At 29.6% G+C, this 17503-nt stretch carries 21 protein-coding genes; 15 read left to right on the forward strand and 6 right to left on the reverse strand.

Annotation, left to right across the window (positions count from 1 at the left end; translation table 11 throughout):
- Nucleotides 1-334: 334 nt before the first annotated feature.
- The 9 genes from EG240_RS04480 to EG240_RS04520 all read left to right on the forward strand — a co-directional run bounded on the left by EG240_RS04480 (nucleotide 335) and on the right by EG240_RS04520 (nucleotide 6786).
- Nucleotides 335-718, forward strand: a complete 384-nt coding sequence (locus EG240_RS04480; protein WP_158611984.1) for a hypothetical protein — start codon at nucleotides 335-337, stop codon at nucleotides 716-718.
- 155 nt (nucleotides 719-873) lie between these two features.
- A complete protein-coding gene (locus EG240_RS04485; RefSeq protein WP_125017870.1) occupies nucleotides 874-1911 on the forward strand; it encodes an SH3 domain-containing protein in 1038 nt (345 codons plus the stop codon).
- Between the two features lie 342 nt (nucleotides 1912-2253).
- Nucleotides 2254-2868 carry a hypothetical protein gene (locus EG240_RS04490; RefSeq protein ID WP_125017872.1) on the forward strand — a complete coding sequence of 205 codons (615 nt, stop codon included), beginning with the start codon at nucleotides 2254-2256 and terminating at the stop codon, nucleotides 2866-2868.
- A gap of 192 nt (nucleotides 2869-3060) precedes the next feature.
- On the forward strand, nucleotides 3061-3486 hold the full coding sequence (locus EG240_RS04495; protein WP_125017874.1) for a hypothetical protein: 426 nt from the start codon (nucleotides 3061-3063) through the stop codon (nucleotides 3484-3486).
- 40 nt (nucleotides 3487-3526) lie between these two features.
- On the forward strand, nucleotides 3527-3805 hold the full coding sequence (locus EG240_RS04500; RefSeq protein ID WP_125017876.1) for a BTB/POZ domain-containing protein: 279 nt from the start codon (nucleotides 3527-3529) through the stop codon (nucleotides 3803-3805).
- A 181-nt stretch (nucleotides 3806-3986) separates the two neighbouring features.
- Nucleotides 3987-4511 carry a 30S ribosomal protein S16 gene (locus EG240_RS04505; protein ID WP_125017878.1) on the forward strand — a complete coding sequence of 175 codons (525 nt, stop codon included), beginning with the start codon at nucleotides 3987-3989 and terminating at the stop codon, nucleotides 4509-4511.
- A gap of 18 nt (nucleotides 4512-4529) precedes the next feature.
- Nucleotides 4530-5057 (forward strand): ribosome maturation factor RimM, encoded by a 528-nt coding sequence (gene rimM, locus EG240_RS04510; protein WP_125017880.1) that lies wholly within the window; start codon nucleotides 4530-4532, stop codon nucleotides 5055-5057.
- Between the two features lie 48 nt (nucleotides 5058-5105).
- The gene (locus EG240_RS04515) at nucleotides 5106-5819 is read left to right on the forward strand and encodes a tRNA1(Val) (adenine(37)-N6)-methyltransferase (RefSeq protein WP_125017882.1); all 714 of its coding nucleotides are present in this window, start codon (nucleotides 5106-5108) and stop codon (nucleotides 5817-5819) included.
- 133 nt (nucleotides 5820-5952) lie between these two features.
- The gene (locus EG240_RS04520) at nucleotides 5953-6786 is read left to right on the forward strand and encodes a T9SS-dependent choice-of-anchor J family protein (RefSeq protein ID WP_125017884.1); all 834 of its coding nucleotides are present in this window, start codon (nucleotides 5953-5955) and stop codon (nucleotides 6784-6786) included.
- Between the two features lie 40 nt (nucleotides 6787-6826).
- Here the strand turns inward: EG240_RS04520 and EG240_RS04525 are convergent, their stop codons facing one another.
- Nucleotides 6827-7777: a hypothetical protein gene (locus tag EG240_RS04525; protein WP_125017886.1), complete on the reverse strand. Its 951-nt coding sequence runs from the start codon at nucleotides 7775-7777 to the stop codon at nucleotides 6827-6829.
- Nucleotides 7778-7932: 155 nt separating this feature from the next.
- Between EG240_RS04525 and EG240_RS04530 the strand changes: the two genes are divergently transcribed.
- Nucleotides 7933-9111 carry an acyl-CoA dehydrogenase family protein gene (locus EG240_RS04530; protein ID WP_125017888.1) on the forward strand — a complete coding sequence of 393 codons (1179 nt, stop codon included), beginning with the start codon at nucleotides 7933-7935 and terminating at the stop codon, nucleotides 9109-9111.
- A 70-nt stretch (nucleotides 9112-9181) separates the two neighbouring features.
- On the opposite strand, the gene EG240_RS04535 is transcribed toward EG240_RS04530, so the two are convergent.
- Entirely contained in the window at nucleotides 9182-9502 is a 321-nt protein-coding gene (locus EG240_RS04535; RefSeq protein ID WP_125017890.1) for a hypothetical protein, read from the reverse strand.
- A 225-nt stretch (nucleotides 9503-9727) separates the two neighbouring features.
- Between EG240_RS04535 and EG240_RS04540 the strand changes: the two genes are divergently transcribed.
- Entirely contained in the window at nucleotides 9728-10492 is a 765-nt protein-coding gene (locus EG240_RS04540) for a DUF3050 domain-containing protein (RefSeq protein WP_125017892.1), read from the forward strand.
- A 159-nt stretch (nucleotides 10493-10651) separates the two neighbouring features.
- Here the strand turns inward: EG240_RS04540 and EG240_RS04545 are convergent, their stop codons facing one another.
- From EG240_RS04545 to EG240_RS04560, 4 genes are all read right to left on the reverse strand, one after another.
- Nucleotides 10652-10981 (reverse strand): 2Fe-2S iron-sulfur cluster-binding family protein, encoded by a 330-nt coding sequence (locus tag EG240_RS04545; protein ID WP_125017894.1) that lies wholly within the window; start codon nucleotides 10979-10981, stop codon nucleotides 10652-10654.
- Between the two features lie 20 nt (nucleotides 10982-11001).
- A complete protein-coding gene (locus EG240_RS04550; RefSeq protein ID WP_125017896.1) occupies nucleotides 11002-12054 on the reverse strand; it encodes an NAD(P)/FAD-dependent oxidoreductase in 1053 nt (350 codons plus the stop codon).
- Between the two features lie 90 nt (nucleotides 12055-12144).
- Nucleotides 12145-12390, reverse strand: coding sequence for a NifU family protein (locus tag EG240_RS04555; protein ID WP_125017898.1), 246 nt, complete (start codon nucleotides 12388-12390; stop codon nucleotides 12145-12147).
- Between the two features lie 24 nt (nucleotides 12391-12414).
- Nucleotides 12415-13542, reverse strand: coding sequence for an Mrp/NBP35 family ATP-binding protein (locus tag EG240_RS04560; protein ID WP_125017900.1), 1128 nt, complete (start codon nucleotides 13540-13542; stop codon nucleotides 12415-12417).
- A 233-nt stretch (nucleotides 13543-13775) separates the two neighbouring features.
- On the opposite strand from EG240_RS04560, the gene EG240_RS04565 reads away from it, so the two are divergent.
- The 4 genes from EG240_RS04565 to EG240_RS16795 all read left to right on the forward strand — a co-directional run bounded on the left by EG240_RS04565 (nucleotide 13776) and on the right by EG240_RS16795 (nucleotide 17278).
- Nucleotides 13776-14582 carry a hypothetical protein gene (locus EG240_RS04565; RefSeq protein ID WP_125017902.1) on the forward strand — a complete coding sequence of 269 codons (807 nt, stop codon included), beginning with the start codon at nucleotides 13776-13778 and terminating at the stop codon, nucleotides 14580-14582.
- Nucleotides 14583-14768: 186 nt separating this feature from the next.
- Nucleotides 14769-15248, forward strand: a complete 480-nt coding sequence (locus EG240_RS04570) for a DUF4280 domain-containing protein (RefSeq protein ID WP_125017904.1) — start codon at nucleotides 14769-14771, stop codon at nucleotides 15246-15248.
- Between the two features lie 34 nt (nucleotides 15249-15282).
- Nucleotides 15283-16002 carry a hypothetical protein gene (locus EG240_RS16790; RefSeq protein ID WP_125017906.1) on the forward strand — a complete coding sequence of 240 codons (720 nt, stop codon included), beginning with the start codon at nucleotides 15283-15285 and terminating at the stop codon, nucleotides 16000-16002.
- Nucleotides 15983-17278 carry a hypothetical protein gene (locus EG240_RS16795; protein WP_125017908.1) on the forward strand — a complete coding sequence of 432 codons (1296 nt, stop codon included), beginning with the start codon at nucleotides 15983-15985 and terminating at the stop codon, nucleotides 17276-17278. The genes EG240_RS16790 and EG240_RS16795 overlap by 20 nt, the downstream gene beginning before the upstream one ends.
- The last annotated feature ends 225 nt before the right edge of the window (nucleotides 17279-17503 follow it).

Consider the following 17503-nt stretch of genomic DNA (forward strand, 5'->3'; position numbering starts at 1 on the left):
CCATTAAATTTGAACATCTAAATTCCAGTCAGTTAGCTTTGTACTAATAATCGAATTCAGGTTTGAAAATAATAAAAAGGGAATCGCTTTAGGAAATATCAAGACAACCAATATTAAAGATGTTTATTTTAAAATTACGGACTTATATGAAATTGATAAAAATAACATTAAGCTTAAAAAAAACAATCTCAATCGAAAAATAATAAAATGTGGAATTCCAATCGGATATCTTTCTGAGGAATACGTGGGTATAGAAGATTATTTCAATTATGGAATACAGGAAAAAACTATAAAAACAGAAATAGTCACAACCAGTCCTTCTGACTTAAAAGGAATGTGGGCTATAATTTGTGCCAATGAATTAACAGAACTTGATATCGATAAAGACGAAGGTTTTTTATCTTTATACAGTATAAACGATATCTATATCAATCTTAAAATAGAAAAAAATTCAAACAAAAATGAATATATTCTAAAATATTCAAGTATTTCTTCACAACGTAATTACTACGAAAATGAATTAAAAATAGTTGATGAAGATATAGACAAAAACAAACCTATTGGAAAATTAATAATATTAGAAGATGGTAAAGCTAAATTAGAATGGATTGGTTTGTATAATCTTAAAAAGCAAAAACTAGAGTTTGTTGGAAAAGATTTCCTTCTTATTAAAGAAAACGGAGGAAAACTACCTCTCATTCTTGAAAAATGCGAGTAATTAACAGAAATAAATAAAACTACAAGATATATTATTTTCGTTGTGTAAAACGTTAGTAAATCAAGTGTGATTAATATTAACAACAACAAATAACGAAGAAATACTTATACCAGATTTATATTCAAGGATTTAACCCGAAAATAAAAAAAAATAAAATGAAGAATATAACAAATATTATTTTGATTCTTTTTTCTCTGTTTACAATCGGATGCCTAGAAAAATCAAATGATAAACTAAAACTTAATAATACAACTATAGATGATAATCTAAAAAATGGTATAGACCTGAATAATTCTTTTATTGAAGATATTGAATTTAAAAAATATAGCTATAATGATATACATATAGAACAAATTCCCGTGGATTCACTGCTCAACCAAAATTACAGAACAGCTTTTTTTGACTATTTGAATAAAAAGAGTTTTGAAGAAAATGAATACGAACAAACTTTTTTCATTAAATTGATTCTAGTTCGAATACAGCAATCAGATGACATACGTTCCTATAAAATCTTATCAAATATATTTAATGATGATAAACTAGGATATTATTTAGAAAGTTATGACTTATTTTTATATCAACTTTTCCTATACAAACCTTATTATTTTATCAAAGGAGATTACGAATATAAACAAAATGAATTACTAGACTACATTAACCAAAGTCTTCCTCTAGCTATTCTCACAAATAAAGAATATTTTAATAATAATATAGCAAGTATTAATATAGAAAAGAATTCATTACTTATCAAAGAAAAACTAGTAGATGATTTTACTATCAAAGAACTAAAAAGTGAACTAATCAAAAAATCAGACAAAATAGAAGCATATTTCTCACCTTCTTATGAAACAGACTGGAAAAATGAAACAATAACATATTATAATATATATTCTTATCTAAATAACCTTATAATTGAAAATCTCAAAGCCCCTGAACTGTTGATTTATGATGTAAAATACAAACCTTTTTTCGAAACATATATTTATACTATTCAAAATCAAATAGCTATAATTCAAGACTCAGACGGTTTTACCAATCTCAGAAAAGACAAAACAGCAACTTCTGAAATATTACAAAAAATAAAATCTGGTTCTGCAATTGACGTTCTAGATAATACAGGAGATTGGTGGTTTGTACAAACTAAAGAAGGTAAAAAAGGTTATGTACACAAAAGCAGAATTGTGAATAATTAGTTCTAGTTTGAAAACTATTTATTTTTAAAATAAGATTTATTCATTTTTAATATCACAATCTTAACGGCAAAGATTCAAGCGAATATTGGACAGTAAATTTTAAAGGATTTAATCCAAAAATAAAAAATACCATTTCCTTAAAATATGACATTATCAATATTAAAGAGAACTCACTTATTCAAAGAAATTATTTAGGTTTATTAGGAGCTTCTAATAAATCTAAAAAAAAGGTTTTAATTGAATTAGTTTTTTTAATTAATCCATTGGATGCAAAAAATATTATTTTAAATAAGGAAAGAATCGCAACTATTTTAGTAAAAGCTATAATTAAAAACATCAATCATGATTAAAAACATCATCCTCATTTTGGTTATTCTGATGAATATATCTTGTAAGAAGTGTATTTCAACTCCAAAATTAGCATTTATTGAACAAACGAATATCGACACTTTAGAAATAAATTATTATTCTAATAAAAAAACTAAGAATCTTTTATTATCTGAATTTGAAGGAAATAAAAATGTAAAATTACATTATGATGAAGAAGGTTTATTGAAATTAAAAACGATTAATTATAACAATTATCCAGAAATAAATATCGAATTCAATGAGAACGAAAAAAAAATTCATCAATGGACAATCGATGACATTGGAGGTTGTATTGGAATAAAAGGTAAAGAATTTTATTGGAACAATAAAGGAGCCATTATTAAAGAAATTTATCATTATAGTACTGACACATTTTGTAGTGAAAAGGTTATTTATAAAATTGAAAAAGAATTTTATGAAAATTCAAAAATAATAAAATCAATCACAAATCATCATGAATCTTATGAAGGCAGTGAGGAATGTCCTTGTGGAGAATGGATAAATTATGACGCAAGTGGAAAAGAGCTAAACAGAAAATCATATGTTCCTTGTAATACTTTACCTTCTTGTCTTCTAAACGACGAATAAAATATTATATAAGATAAGTCAAAAATAGCATTTGAAAACATTTGAACTAAAAGTCAAATATTCGAGAGATTTTGTAATAAAAATATCCGAAGTGCATTATCTAACAAGATTAATTTTTGGGTTGTTTATATTTCTATTAGAGATATATTTATTAGTTGAATCTAAGATTAATTAACATTTTAAAAAATGAAAATGAAACATCTTAAATTTATTTTTCTATTGCTATTGATAGTTTGTTTTTCTTGTAAAGAACAAGAAAAACAAACAGAAACCTCCTATTTACCTAATTATGAATACAATAACAACATAGAAGATAATTCAAACTTAATTAATAAATCATTTGTTTTTAGCTGTGGTTCGGGATGTGCAATGAGATATTCTGTAGAAAACATTCAGTTCAAAGAACAAATAGCAACGGTAAAATTCAAAATTGAAACTTTCATTGATGAAGAATTATCCGAAACATTTCAAGAATCATACGATTTTATTTATGATTCGAAAAATAATATTACGAAAGTATTGAATAAAGACAATCAAAATGTGTTAGAAACTTTACCAAATGGTGCAAAAGAATCTTTTATTGAGTTTAGCAAACTATTGTTGAAATCTAGAAGTTAACAATCGAAGATTCTTTAAAATAAGAAAAAATTGAATAGTTATGAAAGCATTCTTCCTTTTTAAATTGATGTTTTTAATATCATTTGTTTCTTGCAATACAAGTGATAAAAAATTCATTCCAAATAATAATACAGAAAATAGCAACAAAGAAATTGTTGTAAAAAACATAGATAAAACTTGTTATAAAAATGTTTCTGATAACATCATAAACTATATGCTTTGTATAGATTGGAATTTGAATGAAAGTGACATCCAAGAAATAATTGAACTTGGAGAAAAAGAAACATATTCAGAAATAATTTATACTGGTATTTTTTAAATTACAACCAAAACGAAGATTTATTATCTAACAAAGACATATTTTTAAAACAAAAAAACATTTAAAAAAAAAATCATATTTATTCAATCAAAAATCAAAGTTGTTTCACAATAAAAAATAAAACACTATATTTGCACACTTAAATAAACGAGGTCGGGAACCTCAATTAAATCAATAGATTATGTCTGTAAAAATTAGATTACAAAGACACGGTAAAAAAGGAAAACCTTTTTACTGGGTAGTAGCTGCTGATGCACGCGCAAAAAGAGATGGTAAATTCTTAGAAAAAATCGGAACTTACAATCCAAACACTAACCCTGCAACTATCGACTTAAATGTTGATTCTGCTGCAAAATGGTTATTCCAAGGTGCTCAACCTACTGACACAGCTAAAGCTATTCTTTCTTACAAAGGTGCTTTATTAAAACACCACTTAAACGGAGGTGTTCGTAAAGGTGCTTTAACTCAAGAGCAAGCTGATGCTAAATTCGCTGCTTGGTTAGAAGAAAAAGACGCAAAATTAAACACAAAAACTTCAGGTTTAGCTGATAATAAAGCTGCTGCGAAAGCTAAAGCTTTAGAGGCTGAAAAAGAAGTTAACGCTAAACGTGTTGCTGCTGCTTTAGAAGCAAAAGCTGCTGCTGAGGCTCCGGCTGAAGTTGAAGCTCCTGCAACTGAAGAATCTACAGAAGAAACTGAAGCATAATTTTTAAAGCGATTTTAAATGCGTAAAAAAGATTGTTTTTATTTAGGTAAAATCGCTAAGAAATTTAGTTTCAAGGGCGAAGTGCTTGTTTTTTTAGACACAGACGAACCCGAAATGTATGAAGATTTGGAATCAATGTTCGTTGAATTCAACGGACAATTGGTTCCATTTTTTATTGAAAACGCTTCCATTCACAGAACAAAATTTCTTCGCGTTCTTTTCGAAGATATGAGTTCTGAAGAAGATGCCGACAGAATCATCGGTTGCGAAGTTTACTTACCTCTTTCTATGTTACCTAAACTTGAAGGCGACAAATTTTATTTTCACGAAATTATAGGATTCGAAGTTCAAGATCAACGTCTTGGATTTATCGGAAACATAACTGCCGTAAACGATTCAAATGCTCAAACGCTATTCGAAATCGAATACAATGACATTCAAATCTTAGTTCCGATGATAGACGAATTTATCATTAAACTAGATCGTGAAAATAAAACCATTCATTTAAATACACCTGATGGATTAGTAGATTTATACATCAACTAAAATCTATTTTTTATAATTATCTTTTTGAGTTTATCACAAACATCAAACATGTTTACATTCAAACAATTTACAATCAACCAAGATCGCTGCGCAATGAAAGTTGGAACCGACGGAGTTTTACTTGGCGCTTGGACTCCGTTAATCAATAATCCCTACAATGTTTTAGACATTGGAGCTGGAACTGGATTAATTGGTTTAATGATTGCTCAACGCAGTAACGCAGAACAAATCGACGCCATTGAAATTGACGAAGATACTTACGAACAATGTGTAGAAAATTTTGAAGTAAGTCCTTGGAATGACCGTTTATTTTGTTTTCATGCAGATTTAAATGAGTATACCGAAGAACTTTTTGAAGAGGAAGAAGAATATGATTTAATCATATCAAACCCACCTTTTTATTCAGAAAATTATTCTTCAGGAGATGAAAAAAGAGATCAAGCACGTTTTCAAGAAGCACTTCCTTTTGATGAGTTAATCGAATCAGCTCAAGCTTTATTATCAGACAACGGAATCTTTTCTGTTATTATTCCATTTAAGGAAGAAGAAAATTTTATCGCTTTAGCTAAATCCGTTAACTTATTTCCTCTTAAAATCACTAGAGTAAAAGGAACACCTTCATCAGAAATCAAACGAAGTTTATTAGCGTTTTGTCGTTTAGAACAAAATCCTTTAATTGATGAATTGATTATTGAGATTGAACGACATAATTATACCGAAGAATATAAAAATCTAACTAAAGATTTTTATATAAAAATGTAAAAATCAGCTTTAACAGCTGATTTTTTTTACTCAACCAAATAAAAAACAGACAAAAAAACCAAAAAATTTCATAAAAAAAATAACATATTGACTTTTTTTTCATAACTTAACATAAATATAAAAACTTAAAATTATGAAAAAATTACTACTTAGTGCTCTTTTATTAGCTTCATACTTGACAACTCAAGCTCAAACTACCGTTTTTTCTGAAAACTTTAATGCAACCCCGATTTCAATGCCTAGTGGATGGACATTAGTTGATTCAGATGGTGACACATTTAATTGGTCAGTTGTACAAATTACAAATGAAGGAGTACCTGCTATTGGATATCCAACACCATGTTTAAGATCGACCTCTTGGAGTGAATTCATAGGTGCCTTAACACCAGACAACTGGGTATTCACACCAAATATCAATCTTTCTAATTATTCTGGACAAACAATAACTTTAAAATGGAAAGTTTCAGCTGCAGATGAAGAATATGATGAAGAGAAATACAGCGTTTACGTAAGCAACTCTAACACAACTTCTTCTATGTTAGCTTCTACAACTAATTTTACAGAAGAATCGTTAGCCGGCATAAATACTTTTACACAACGAACATTAGATATTAGCTCATTTGCTGGACAAAGTATTTATGTAGCATTTAGACATCATGGTACTTCAGATGTTTTTAGTATGGAAATAGATGATATAGAAGTAACCGCAATTACTACTGCATCAAACGAGGAATTCTTTAAAGAAAACTTCACAATTTTCCCTAACCCAACTTCTGGAGAATTAAACATCTCAGCTGTAAACGGATTAGAGCTTAATGAAGTTTCTATATTTGATTTAACCGGAAGAAAAGTAAAATCTTTCCAAAACAGCTCAACATTAGACGTTTCTAACTTGGCAACTGGAACTTATGTCATAGAAATCAAAACTAATGAAGGAAGAGGAACTTCAAAATTCATAAAAAAATAATTAAAACTAAAAAGTCGAACAATAGTTCGACTTTTTAGTTTTAATTATTTGAATAATAATACATAGTTCGACTACCATTATCATAACTTCCACTTTGCACAACTTCAGGAAAACCTTGTGAATTTACTTGTATTTGTTGATAATAATTAGCTGCTGATTTAGCTGAAAAATGAGAAAAACCTCCTTGAGATTCCCCTAAAACTAAAAATGAATAAAAATTCTCAGGAAATAGATTTGCAAAGGGATTAAAAATGTTTTTTGGATAAAAGAATTCATCTTTAAATTCATATAAAGTACTAGGCTGATAAATATATCGAGTTAAATTATTGAATGAGTCTAAAAAGTATATACTATTATATTTCCATTCACTTTCAGATGAAAATTGCTCAATTACTAACTGGTTATTACTTCTTTCAATCTTTTTTGTCCAATCATTCTGAATCACTTCTTTTAATACATTTAAATTGGTATAAAAAAATTCTTTTTGATTAATAATTGTTTCTGAATCATTCGTTTCTTGATAACCACTTGTTATTAAATTATTCTGATTGTCATAATCGAAAACTCGTATATATTGAAGCTCCCCTGTAACTGATAAATCCACATCTGTATAATCATAGTTAGAATATGAATAAATAGAAGTTAATTGTTTGTTTTCGTTGTAATGAAAATGATCCGAACTTCTGTGAGTAGGCTCAGGAGGTGGCGGAGCGTAGGCTTTATCATGTGCATTCAATGCATTTGAATCATAATCACTCAAATTGGTTATAGGATTAAATTTATAATAACGAATATTAACAACAGAATCCAATCTAACATTAGTTGGCGTAGCAGTTAAAACGCTAGATGCATTATTAAAATTAGTTTGATCTAATTTTTCAAAAGGAAATTTCGGAACATATGACTCCTCTTCCTTAATATCTACAGAATCATCAATTGTACAAGAGAAAACCGTAAAAGCTAGCATTAATAAAATGTATTTGTTTTTCATAATATAAGTTTTTATGAATTTACAAAAAAAATCAAAACCAGCAATTGTTTTGTAAAAATTCATCAAATCAACAAAAAAATACACTTTCAATAAATAAAAATTGTATTTCTACTAATTATAAGTATTTTTGTAGCTCAACTAATTAATTTATTATTATGAAACCGGATTTATTTCAGGCACCAGATTATTACTTATTAGACGATTTACTTACAGAAGAACATAAATTAGTACGTGACTCAGCAAGAGCTTGGGTTAAGAAAGAAGTTTCTCCAATTATTGAAGAATATGCTCAAAGAGCTGAATTCCCACACCAAATTGTAAAAGGTTTAGGTGAAATCGGAGGTTTTGGACCATATATTCCAGTTGAATACGGCGGAGCTGGTTTAGACCAAATTTCTTATGGATTGATCATGCAAGAAATTGAGCGTGGAGATTCAGGTGTTCGTTCTACATCATCGGTTCAATCTTCTTTAGTAATGTATCCAATTTGGAAATACGGAAACGAAGAACAACGCATGAAATATCTTCCAAAATTAGCTACTGGAGAAATGATTGGGTGTTTTGGTCTAACTGAACCAGATTACGGATCAAACCCTGGTGGAATGGTTACGAATTTTAAAGATATGGGTGACCATTATTTATTAAACGGAGCTAAAATGTGGATTTCTAACGCACCTTTCGCAGACATCGCTGTTGTTTGGGCTAAGAATGAAGAAGGTAGAATTCATGGATTAATTGTTGAACGTGGAATGGAAGGTTTTACAACTCCAGAAACACACAACAAATGGTCGCTAAGAGCTTCTGCAACTGGAGAATTAATTTTTGACAACGTAAAAGTTCCTAAAGAAAATTTATTACCTAACAAATCTGGATTAGGAGCACCACTTGGTTGTTTAGATTCGGCTCGTTACGGAATTGCTTGGGGAGCTATTGGAGCTGCAATGGATTGCTACGATACAGCTTTACGTTATTCAAAAGAACGTATTCAGTTTGATAAACCTATTGGAGCAACTCAATTACAACAAAAGAAATTAGCTGAAATGATCACTGAGATTACGAAAGCTCAATTATTAACTTGGCGTTTAGGAGTTTTACGTAACGAAGGTAAAGCAACAACTGCACAGATTTCAATGGCAAAACGTAACAATGTTGATATGGCTTTAACCATTGCTCGTGATGCACGTCAAATGTTAGGCGGAATGGGAATCACAGGCGAATATTCTATCATGCGTCACATGATGAATTTAGAATCTGTAGTTACTTACGAAGGAACACATGATATTCACTTATTAATCACAGGAATGGACGTAACAGGTTTCCCTGCTTTTAAATAAGAATAATTGACATAAAGACAAAATCCTGAAGTTTTTAAGCTTCAGGATTTTTTTTTATTAAATCGTAATGTTAGTCATCTAACTTATCTTTTTCGAATTTTGAAAATTTTGGATAAAATTTCACAAACCAAATCCATAAACCAATTATTGAGAAAAAAACAACAATTAATGTTTGGTCGATTTTATGCCATTTATCATACAAATCGTTAGACCAAATAACGAACAAAACACTTAATGACAAGAAAATATGAACCATCTGCAAATAAAGATAAAAATCATATTTATCATTTAATAATGACGCTAATTCCTCGTTACTCAATAACGCAATAAAATATCCTACAAATAAAATGGTTAATAGATACAATCCCCATTTCATATATTTAAGCAACATTTTCATTTTTATACTTTAAAAAAATCTGTCAAATGTAAGTAAATTATTATTTCCTTAAACTTTATTTGTATATTTTAAATTAAAATCAGTAAAAAAAACTTTTTAACAAAAAATAAAACACTTTAAAAACAAAATACAACAAGAACTTCAATTATAAACTTAATATTCTAATTTCATAGAATAATCAAAAATCAAAATCTTAAATTTGATTAAACAATAAACAACATGAATATTCAGAAAGTCAACGAACTAATCAAAGAAGAACGTAATCTATTATTAAAACATTCACTCTATAAAAAGATTGAAAAAATTGAAGATTTACAAAAATTCTTAGAAGGCCATGTCTATGCCGTTTGGGATTTTATGTCGCTTCTAAAAGCACTTCAACAAAAATTAACTTGCACTACAACACCATGGTTTGCAAGTGAAAATCCAGAAACTAGATATTTAATAAACGAAATCGTATTAGCCGAAGAATCTGATTTAGCAATTGACGGTAGTAGATTGAGCCATTTTGAGATGTATATCGATGCAATGAGAGATTCAAATGCAAATACAACAATGGTTCTGAATTTTATTAATGAAGTAAGAAATGGAAATTCAATTTTTGAAGTTATAGAAAAAAGCGAATTACACCCAAATATTAAGTCATTTTTGAATTTTAGTTTCGATGTAATAGAAAGAGGAAAAACTCATGAAATTGCTGCTGCGTTCACATTCGGTAGAGAAGATTTAATTCCGGATATGTTTACAGAAATATTAAAAAACTTTCAAATCAATTTTCCAGAAACCGATTTAAGCAAACTAATTTATTATTTTGAAAGACATATTGAACTTGACGCAGACGAACACGGTCCGATGGCTTTTAAAATGATTGACTATTTATGTGGCGAAGACGAACAAAAATGGCAAGAAGTGCTTTCAATTTCAAAAGAAGCTTTGGAAAAAAGATATTTACTTTGGAATGCAATTGAAGAACAAATTGATTAAAAACAAAAAAAACGAATCGCATTTTCGCAATTCGTTTTTTTTTCTGTAAAAATAAAATAAATCCAATAAAAAATCTAAAACAATTCTAAATCATAATACTTTTATAAACTTAGTGTTTTTGAATTAAAATATCAAACTTTTTGTTAATAATTTTTAAAATTAATTTTCTGGAGCTAACTCTACCTTCAAGCCTTCGATTTCTGGAGTGATATGAATTTGGCATCCCAAACGGCTATTTTCCTTTACATTAAACGCTTCAGAAAGCATAGCATCTTCATCATCAGATTTTTCAGGCAAATCAACATCATTCAGAATATAACATTGACAAGAAGCACACATTGCCATTCCGCCACAAATACCAATCGTTCCTTCTGGCGCTAATTCGTAAGCACGAACCAATTCCATAATATTCATATTCATATCTGTTGGCGCATCAACTTCGTGAGAAATGCCATCTCTGTCTATAATTGTAATTTTAATATCGTTCATTAAAATTTTAGTTTTCTAATTTAATCAATCGATTTAACAACTGCTTTTTCAGCTTCTTTACGTGTTCCATCAAATCCATCAATTCCAGAAACTGTAGTATATTTCAATACATATTTTTTTCCTGGATTGATTCGATTATAAACACTTTGACACATTAATGTTGCTTCGTGAAATCCACACAAAATCAACTTCAATTTTCCTGGATAAATATTCACATCGCCAATTGCATAAACGCCATCAATATTCGTTTGATAATCTAAAGCATTATTAACTTTAATCGCGTTCTTTTCGATTTCTAATCCCCAATTTGCAATCGGACCTAACTTTGGTGTTAAACCGAAAAGAGGAATAAAATAATCGGTTTCAATTTGCTGTTTATCTTCTCCAATCTGAAGTGTTAAAGCACTTACGTGATTTTCTCCGTGGATTTCAACAATTTCAGCTGGAGTTATTAAATTGATTTTACCTAGTTTTTTTAATTCCTGAACTTTCTCCACAGAATCTAAAGCTCCACGAAATTCATTTCTTCTATGAACTAAAGTTACGCTCGAAGCGACTTCTGCCAAGAAAATACTCCAATCTAAAGCAGAATCACCACCACCAGCGATAACGATTTTCTTATCACGGAATAATTCAGGGTTTTTAACAAAATATTCAACACCTTTATCTTCGTAAAAAGCAATGTTATCAATTAAAGGCTTACGGGGTTCAAAACTTCCTAAACCACCAGCGATTGCAACAGCTTTAGCGTGATGTTTTGTTCCTTTATTTGTTGTAACAATAAAAGTTCCGTCTTCTAATTTATCAATCGTTTCAGCAACTTCATTTAAAGTAAAACCTGGTTCAAATTGTTTAATTTGTTCCATTAAATTATCGATTAACTCTGCAGCTCCAACAGATGGATAACCAGGAATATCGAAAATAGGTTTTTTAGGATATAATTCGGTTAACTGTCCTCCAGGTTGAGGTAAACCGTCAATTAAATGGCATTTTAATTTTAATAATCCAGCTTCGAACACAGCAAACAAACCAGTAGGTCCAGCTCCGATTATTAATATATCAGTTTCAATCATCTCTTTAAATTTTGGCAAAATTAAAAATATTCAAACATAAAAACAGTGATAAATATCAGCTATTCATCACTGTTTTGAATCAAAAATTTCTTATTCTTCGCTTATATTTACAACTGTTTCAATTTCTGGAGCGTACTTTTTAATAGTTGTTTCAACACCAGCTTTTAAAGTTGTTTGATTCACACTACACAATGTACAAGCACCTTCTAAACGAACAGTCACGTGTTTATTGTCTTCAATAGAAATTAGCGAAATATCTCCTCCATCAGAATTTAAAAATGGGCGAATTTCCTCTAATGCTTTTTCTACATTCAATCTAATATTTTCTGCAGACATATTTTTATATTTAAATCTTAACGATTATTTTTTAACTGAAGAACATCCAGCCATTGTTGTAATTTTCACAGCTTCTGTTGGCGGAAGTGATTCGTTACGATAAACAACTTGTTCAACCACATTACGAGCAATTTGAACAAATGCCTCTCCAACTGGAGAATCTTGTTGCAAAGCTGCTGGACGACCATAATCTCCTGCTTCACGAATACTTTGTACAATTGGAACTTCTCCTAAGAAAGGAACTTCTAAATCTTGCGCTAAATTTTTTGCACCTTCTTGTCCAAAAATATAATACTTGTTTTCTGGTAATTCAGCAGGTGTAAAATACGCCATATTTTCAATAATTCCAAGTACTGGAACGTTAATACTTTCAGCCATAAACATTGACACTCCTTTTTTAGCATCTGCTAAAGCAACCGCTTGCGGAGTTGAAACTACAACAGCACCTGTAATTGGTAATGATTGCATTAATGATAAATGAATATCACCTGTTCCTGGAGGTAAATCTAAAAGCAAGAAATCTAATTCTCCCCAATCTGCGTCAAAAATCATTTGGTTTAATGCTTTTGAAGCCATTGGACCTCTCCAAATCACCGCTTGGTCTGGACTTGTGAAAAATCCGATTGAAAGAATTTCTACACCATAGCTTAAAATTGGTTTCATTTTAGATTTTCCATCAACTTCAACAGAGATTGGACGTGATTTTTCTACATCAAACATAATTGGCATTGAAGGTCCGTAAATATCCGCATCTAAAACTCCAACTTTGAATCCCATACTTGCTAAAGTAACAGCTAAATTTGCAGTAACTGTAGATTTACCAACACCACCTTTACCAGAAGAAACTGCAATAATATTAGAAATACCTGGAATTGATTTCCCTTTGATTTCAGGTTTTTCTGGAGCTTCAACTTTGATGTTTACTTTAACTTTAATATCAGCAGAAAATTTTTCGTGAATTAAATTTGTGATATCCGATTCTGCTCTTTTTTTAATGTGCATTGCTGGTGTTTGTAAAGTTACATCAACAACAACCTCATCACCGAAAGTCATAACGTTTTGAACCGCACCACTTTCTACCATATTTTTACCTTCTCCAGCAATAGAAATAGTTTCTAATACTGAAAGAATTTCTTTACGATCTAATTTCATCTTTTATAGATATAATTTATCTTGTTTTTTACTTGAAACCAAGTAGTTATATAGAATTATTTTAAGATACAAAGATAACACGAATTTATTGAACTATAAAGTTAATAAAGTGCAAAAATCTACGAATAAACACTTGATTAAATTAGCAAAACAATTCTCTTAAAAAACTTTTATAAAAAACGTTAAATAAAAAAAAATATTTATATATTTATAAACCAACAACTTACAAACAAATGAATTATCACAAATTAAAACTACAATACCACGAAAATATAGTAAGTGTAGCTTTAAAATATGAAATAGACAAAGAAGAACTACGTCTATTTCATAATGCGCATTGTGCCTATCTAGAAACTATTTATGGGTATTTCCCTCAATACATTGAATATATTTATTTACCCATAGATAGATATGAGAATTATTTAAAAAGCACACTTTCAGAATTTAAATTAAATGCTCCAAAAACATTTAGAAAAACAGAATATGGAGTAGTTTATCAAAATAAAACCCAGGATAAAAAAATTCACTATACTATCGATATTGAAAAACTACATCAAAATCTTTTTCAAATTAATAAAAACACAACGTATTTAAACAATTCACGAGTTGATAAAGTAGTAGAAGAATTATTTGAAAAAACAGAATTGGCAATTTATCCATTATTAATAAGGACGAATAATTATCAACAGATATTAGAAATTAAAAACCAAGAAGAAATAGCAAAACGTTGGCAAAACGACACATTTCCTAAATTAGAACATTACTATGACAGTATTGTCTTTCGCCAAATCACCGAATTGATTGATCCATTTTTTAAAAAACCCAATAATTATTTGAAAGAAATTTTTTCAAATCTTTTTTACACATTTTATTTCTTACCAATTTATCGTGCTTATCCAAATGGTATATACAATGATTCAATTAATTTAAAAATACCCTCATTAAATCATCCAATTAGTTTAAACATCCAATTTAATTTACAAGAAAAACTTACTCGAGCTGGATATATTCTATTAAAAGTAACTGGTGAAGAATCATAGACAATAATAAACAATAAAAAAAAGAAAAATAAACTTGTTTCAAGTTACAGATTAGATGTAATCACACATAAAATTCATTCAATATACGGTACAATAATTTGTAATGATGAAAATAATCAAGAGCAAGAAATAATTTTTGAAGTTTATGAATTAGATATTATACATCAATAAACCAATCCTATAATTATGAGCAAAAAACACCTCGTATGCCAAGGCGCTATTTGTGAGTGTCAATATGGCAATTTTCCAGATAAGTTAAAAGTACTTACACAGTCAAAACACTATATCAATGACAAAAATGCGACATCTAAATTAGTTGTTACCCATGTTGATATAGGGATGACTTTCGAAAACAACACCTTTGGTTTGTGCAAATTACAACCAACAACCTTTGGTTACAAACCTTGCATTCCCATTTTACAAGAATGGACAGGTCAATATAAAAAAATTACTTACAAAATAAACAATGGCAATCCCTTGTTAGAAGATAGTAAAGGAATATGTGCTATTAGTGGTAGTCCAAGTATAAAAATAAATGATCATGGACAAACAGCCGAACTAACACAACAAAACATTGACAATGCAGATAATGACATTTTAGTTGAATTTTTGCCTTTTGTTAATTTAAAAAAAGTTATTAGAGATTCAGATCAATTAGATAATTAAACAAATGGAAAAAACACCCTTAACTCCGATATTATTGGATACCAAAGTTGGAGAATTCAATTCTGTTTATAATTCGTTAACTGTTACAAAAGAGACTACATTTGAAATTGGTATAAAAGAGTATATTGACGCTATAAACAATAATCAACTTGAAATTAAAGCAATTGAAAAGAATATAAAAGATCTAGATTTAGCTTTAAGAATAGAAAAAGATTATCTATCCAGACAATCTCAGGAACGGTATAAAGAAGGCGGAAAATGGATAAAAGCCGAGACATATGAAGGAAAAAGTATCTCTTTTGCCGAAGTTAGCTATAAAGAAAATTTAAAAATCGCTGAAAAGAAATTTAATAAAAAAGTCAAAAAAGAAAATGATAAATTAAAAGAGTTAAAAATTGAAAAAGACAATATAGAAACCTATTTTTCAACTGTAGTTTGGGGCTATGAATTATCCGATAAAAGTAGTCTAAAATCTGTTGCTAGGAATAAAAAAATATCAATTGGAACTAAACCGCTTAAACGTAGTTTGAGTAATCAAGCTCTAGGTGGCGGTTTTATAAAAGTTGAGCCTTTTTTTGAAGAAGCTTCTCCAACTAATAATCCAAAAAACACCCTTTACATCCACTCGAAACCAGAAGACCCGAAAATCATTGCGGCAGAATGGTATGGTTTTGATGAAAATAAAAATATAAAAAAAAATCGAAAATACGGTTTCCACATTAAGCAAAGTAGAATTGCATATCTACACCTATGATTTATATGGACAAAACATAAGAATTGAGCTAAAAGAAAATGGCAAAACCTTAAAAGCAAACTCCTACGAAGAAGGTTTTGTAATAAATTCACATAAAGACAATGCTAAGTCTAAAGGTGATGACAATGCCGAAACAACTTATGAAATCAATGAGTCTGAAGATTTTTTTTATTCGGAAATTGATATCTATCAATTCTCAAAAGATGATGTAGCACAACCTCCTCTTGGGGCAACAATTGGTTATTTAATTGACCCAAGTAAAGAAAATGACAATGAGCAATTAACTAAAAAAAAGGAAAATAATATCGAAATAATCAAAACTAGTCTTTCTGTACAAAAAGCTGTATTAACCTTTTTTATAGATCCTGCTTGGTTTAAGAATCAGCATACAATTGTGATACATCCAACCATACATTTTTTTGGAAAAGCAGTAACACTAAATTGTCCTTTAAGAGCTTCATTAAATGTAATACCGGATTTTCGCATGCCTGAAATGGGAAACAAACCTGTTTTTGTAGATAATGTGGAAACCAATATTGAAGCTTTTCAACCTTGTCGTTACAATTTTTTTAAAGTTAACGATGGCAGTAGAGAAGTCGATCTAATAGAAGATAAATCTATACCTCCAATCAATGTTTTTGAACTCGTAGCAGGGACTGTCAATAATACATCAAATATTTCAATATCTTTAGATACAGACACTACAAAATGTAATTTTGAAGGCACGCCTATCGACCACGAAGGACGTGTTATCGAAATTATCGAATATCCTGAAAAAGTGTTCGAAGGCATCACGGAAAAAGAAGAAAAAAGCAGTATTTCCGGAAGCAGCTTTTTAAATGTACAAATTGGAGGTAAAAAGACAAATGTAAGTTCAAAAACAGAAATCACGTTAAACAAAAGCCTCGAAGTTTATACAAAAACAGATAAAGAGCTGAAATTTAAAGCACGTTTTATTTATGATTACAGTCCTATTAAGTTTTGGAGTATCTCTGTAAACCCTATATTCAGATACTTTTGGTTAGGCGAAGGCGTACCTTCCAATACCTATAAAATACAAACACATACTTGCGGGTGGCAACATGCTGTTGCCATAAAAACCTATCCAGATGTCACATGGAATCTAAAGTTATCTTATAAGAACTCTAAAATAGAGAAAGAACTTATCAACAACCAAAGATACAAAGATACCAACAATGCAAAATTTAAAAGAGAACCGCAAAAATGGACATCTTCGAAAGATAGAAGTATTGGCATTTCTCTATCCGCTACTTGAGACAAAAAAGAATATTACAATGCTACAGGAGATATTACCAAACAAGTATATTCTCTTTTAGATAAGATGGGGGCTATTGGCAGATTTGTGAATAAGGTTTTCTTAGGTGAAGAAAACAGACCCCGATCCGGATGCTCAACAGCCAACAGAAGCCCAAAGAGAAGCCGCAGAAAGAGCCGCAGAAAGAGCCGCAGAAAGAGCCGCAGAAAGAGCCGCAGAAAGAGC

The organism is Paenimyroides tangerinum, assembly GCF_003865405.1.
Lineage (GTDB): Bacteria > Bacteroidota > Bacteroidia > Flavobacteriales > Flavobacteriaceae > Flavobacterium > Flavobacterium tangerinum.

Coding starts and splice junctions, on each gene's coding strand:
- EG240_RS04520 (WP_125017884.1), top strand. CDS start 5,953: ATGAAAAAATTACTACTTAGTGCTCTTTTATTAGCTTCATACTTGACA.
- EG240_RS04535 (WP_125017890.1), bottom strand. CDS start 9,502: ATGTTGCTTAAATATATGAAATGGGGATTGTATCTATTAACCATTTTA.
- EG240_RS04530 (WP_125017888.1), top strand. CDS start 7,933: ATGAAACCGGATTTATTTCAGGCACCAGATTATTACTTATTAGACGAT.
- EG240_RS04570 (WP_125017904.1), top strand. CDS start 14,769: ATGAGCAAAAAACACCTCGTATGCCAAGGCGCTATTTGTGAGTGTCAA.
- EG240_RS04555 (WP_125017898.1), bottom strand. CDS start 12,390: ATGTCTGCAGAAAATATTAGATTGAATGTAGAAAAAGCATTAGAGGAA.
- EG240_RS04565 (WP_125017902.1), top strand. CDS start 13,776: ATGAATTATCACAAATTAAAACTACAATACCACGAAAATATAGTAAGT.
- EG240_RS04490 (WP_125017872.1), top strand. CDS start 2,254: ATGATTAAAAACATCATCCTCATTTTGGTTATTCTGATGAATATATCT.
- EG240_RS04500 (WP_125017876.1), top strand. CDS start 3,527: ATGAAAGCATTCTTCCTTTTTAAATTGATGTTTTTAATATCATTTGTT.
- EG240_RS04560 (WP_125017900.1), bottom strand. CDS start 13,542: ATGAAATTAGATCGTAAAGAAATTCTTTCAGTATTAGAAACTATTTCT.
- EG240_RS04540 (WP_125017892.1), top strand. CDS start 9,728: ATGAATATTCAGAAAGTCAACGAACTAATCAAAGAAGAACGTAATCTA.
- EG240_RS04485 (WP_125017870.1), top strand. CDS start 874: ATGAAGAATATAACAAATATTATTTTGATTCTTTTTTCTCTGTTTACA.
- EG240_RS04550 (WP_125017896.1), bottom strand. CDS start 12,054: ATGATTGAAACTGATATATTAATAATCGGAGCTGGACCTACTGGTTTG.
- EG240_RS04495 (WP_125017874.1), top strand. CDS start 3,061: ATGAAACATCTTAAATTTATTTTTCTATTGCTATTGATAGTTTGTTTT.
- rimM (WP_125017880.1), top strand. CDS start 4,530: ATGCGTAAAAAAGATTGTTTTTATTTAGGTAAAATCGCTAAGAAATTT.
- EG240_RS04480 (WP_158611984.1), top strand. CDS start 335: ATGTGGGCTATAATTTGTGCCAATGAATTAACAGAACTTGATATCGAT.
- EG240_RS04545 (WP_125017894.1), bottom strand. CDS start 10,981: ATGAACGATATTAAAATTACAATTATAGACAGAGATGGCATTTCTCAC.
- EG240_RS04525 (WP_125017886.1), bottom strand. CDS start 7,777: ATGAAAAACAAATACATTTTATTAATGCTAGCTTTTACGGTTTTCTCT.
- EG240_RS04505 (WP_125017878.1), top strand. CDS start 3,987: ATGTCTGTAAAAATTAGATTACAAAGACACGGTAAAAAAGGAAAACCT.
- EG240_RS04515 (WP_125017882.1), top strand. CDS start 5,106: ATGTTTACATTCAAACAATTTACAATCAACCAAGATCGCTGCGCAATG.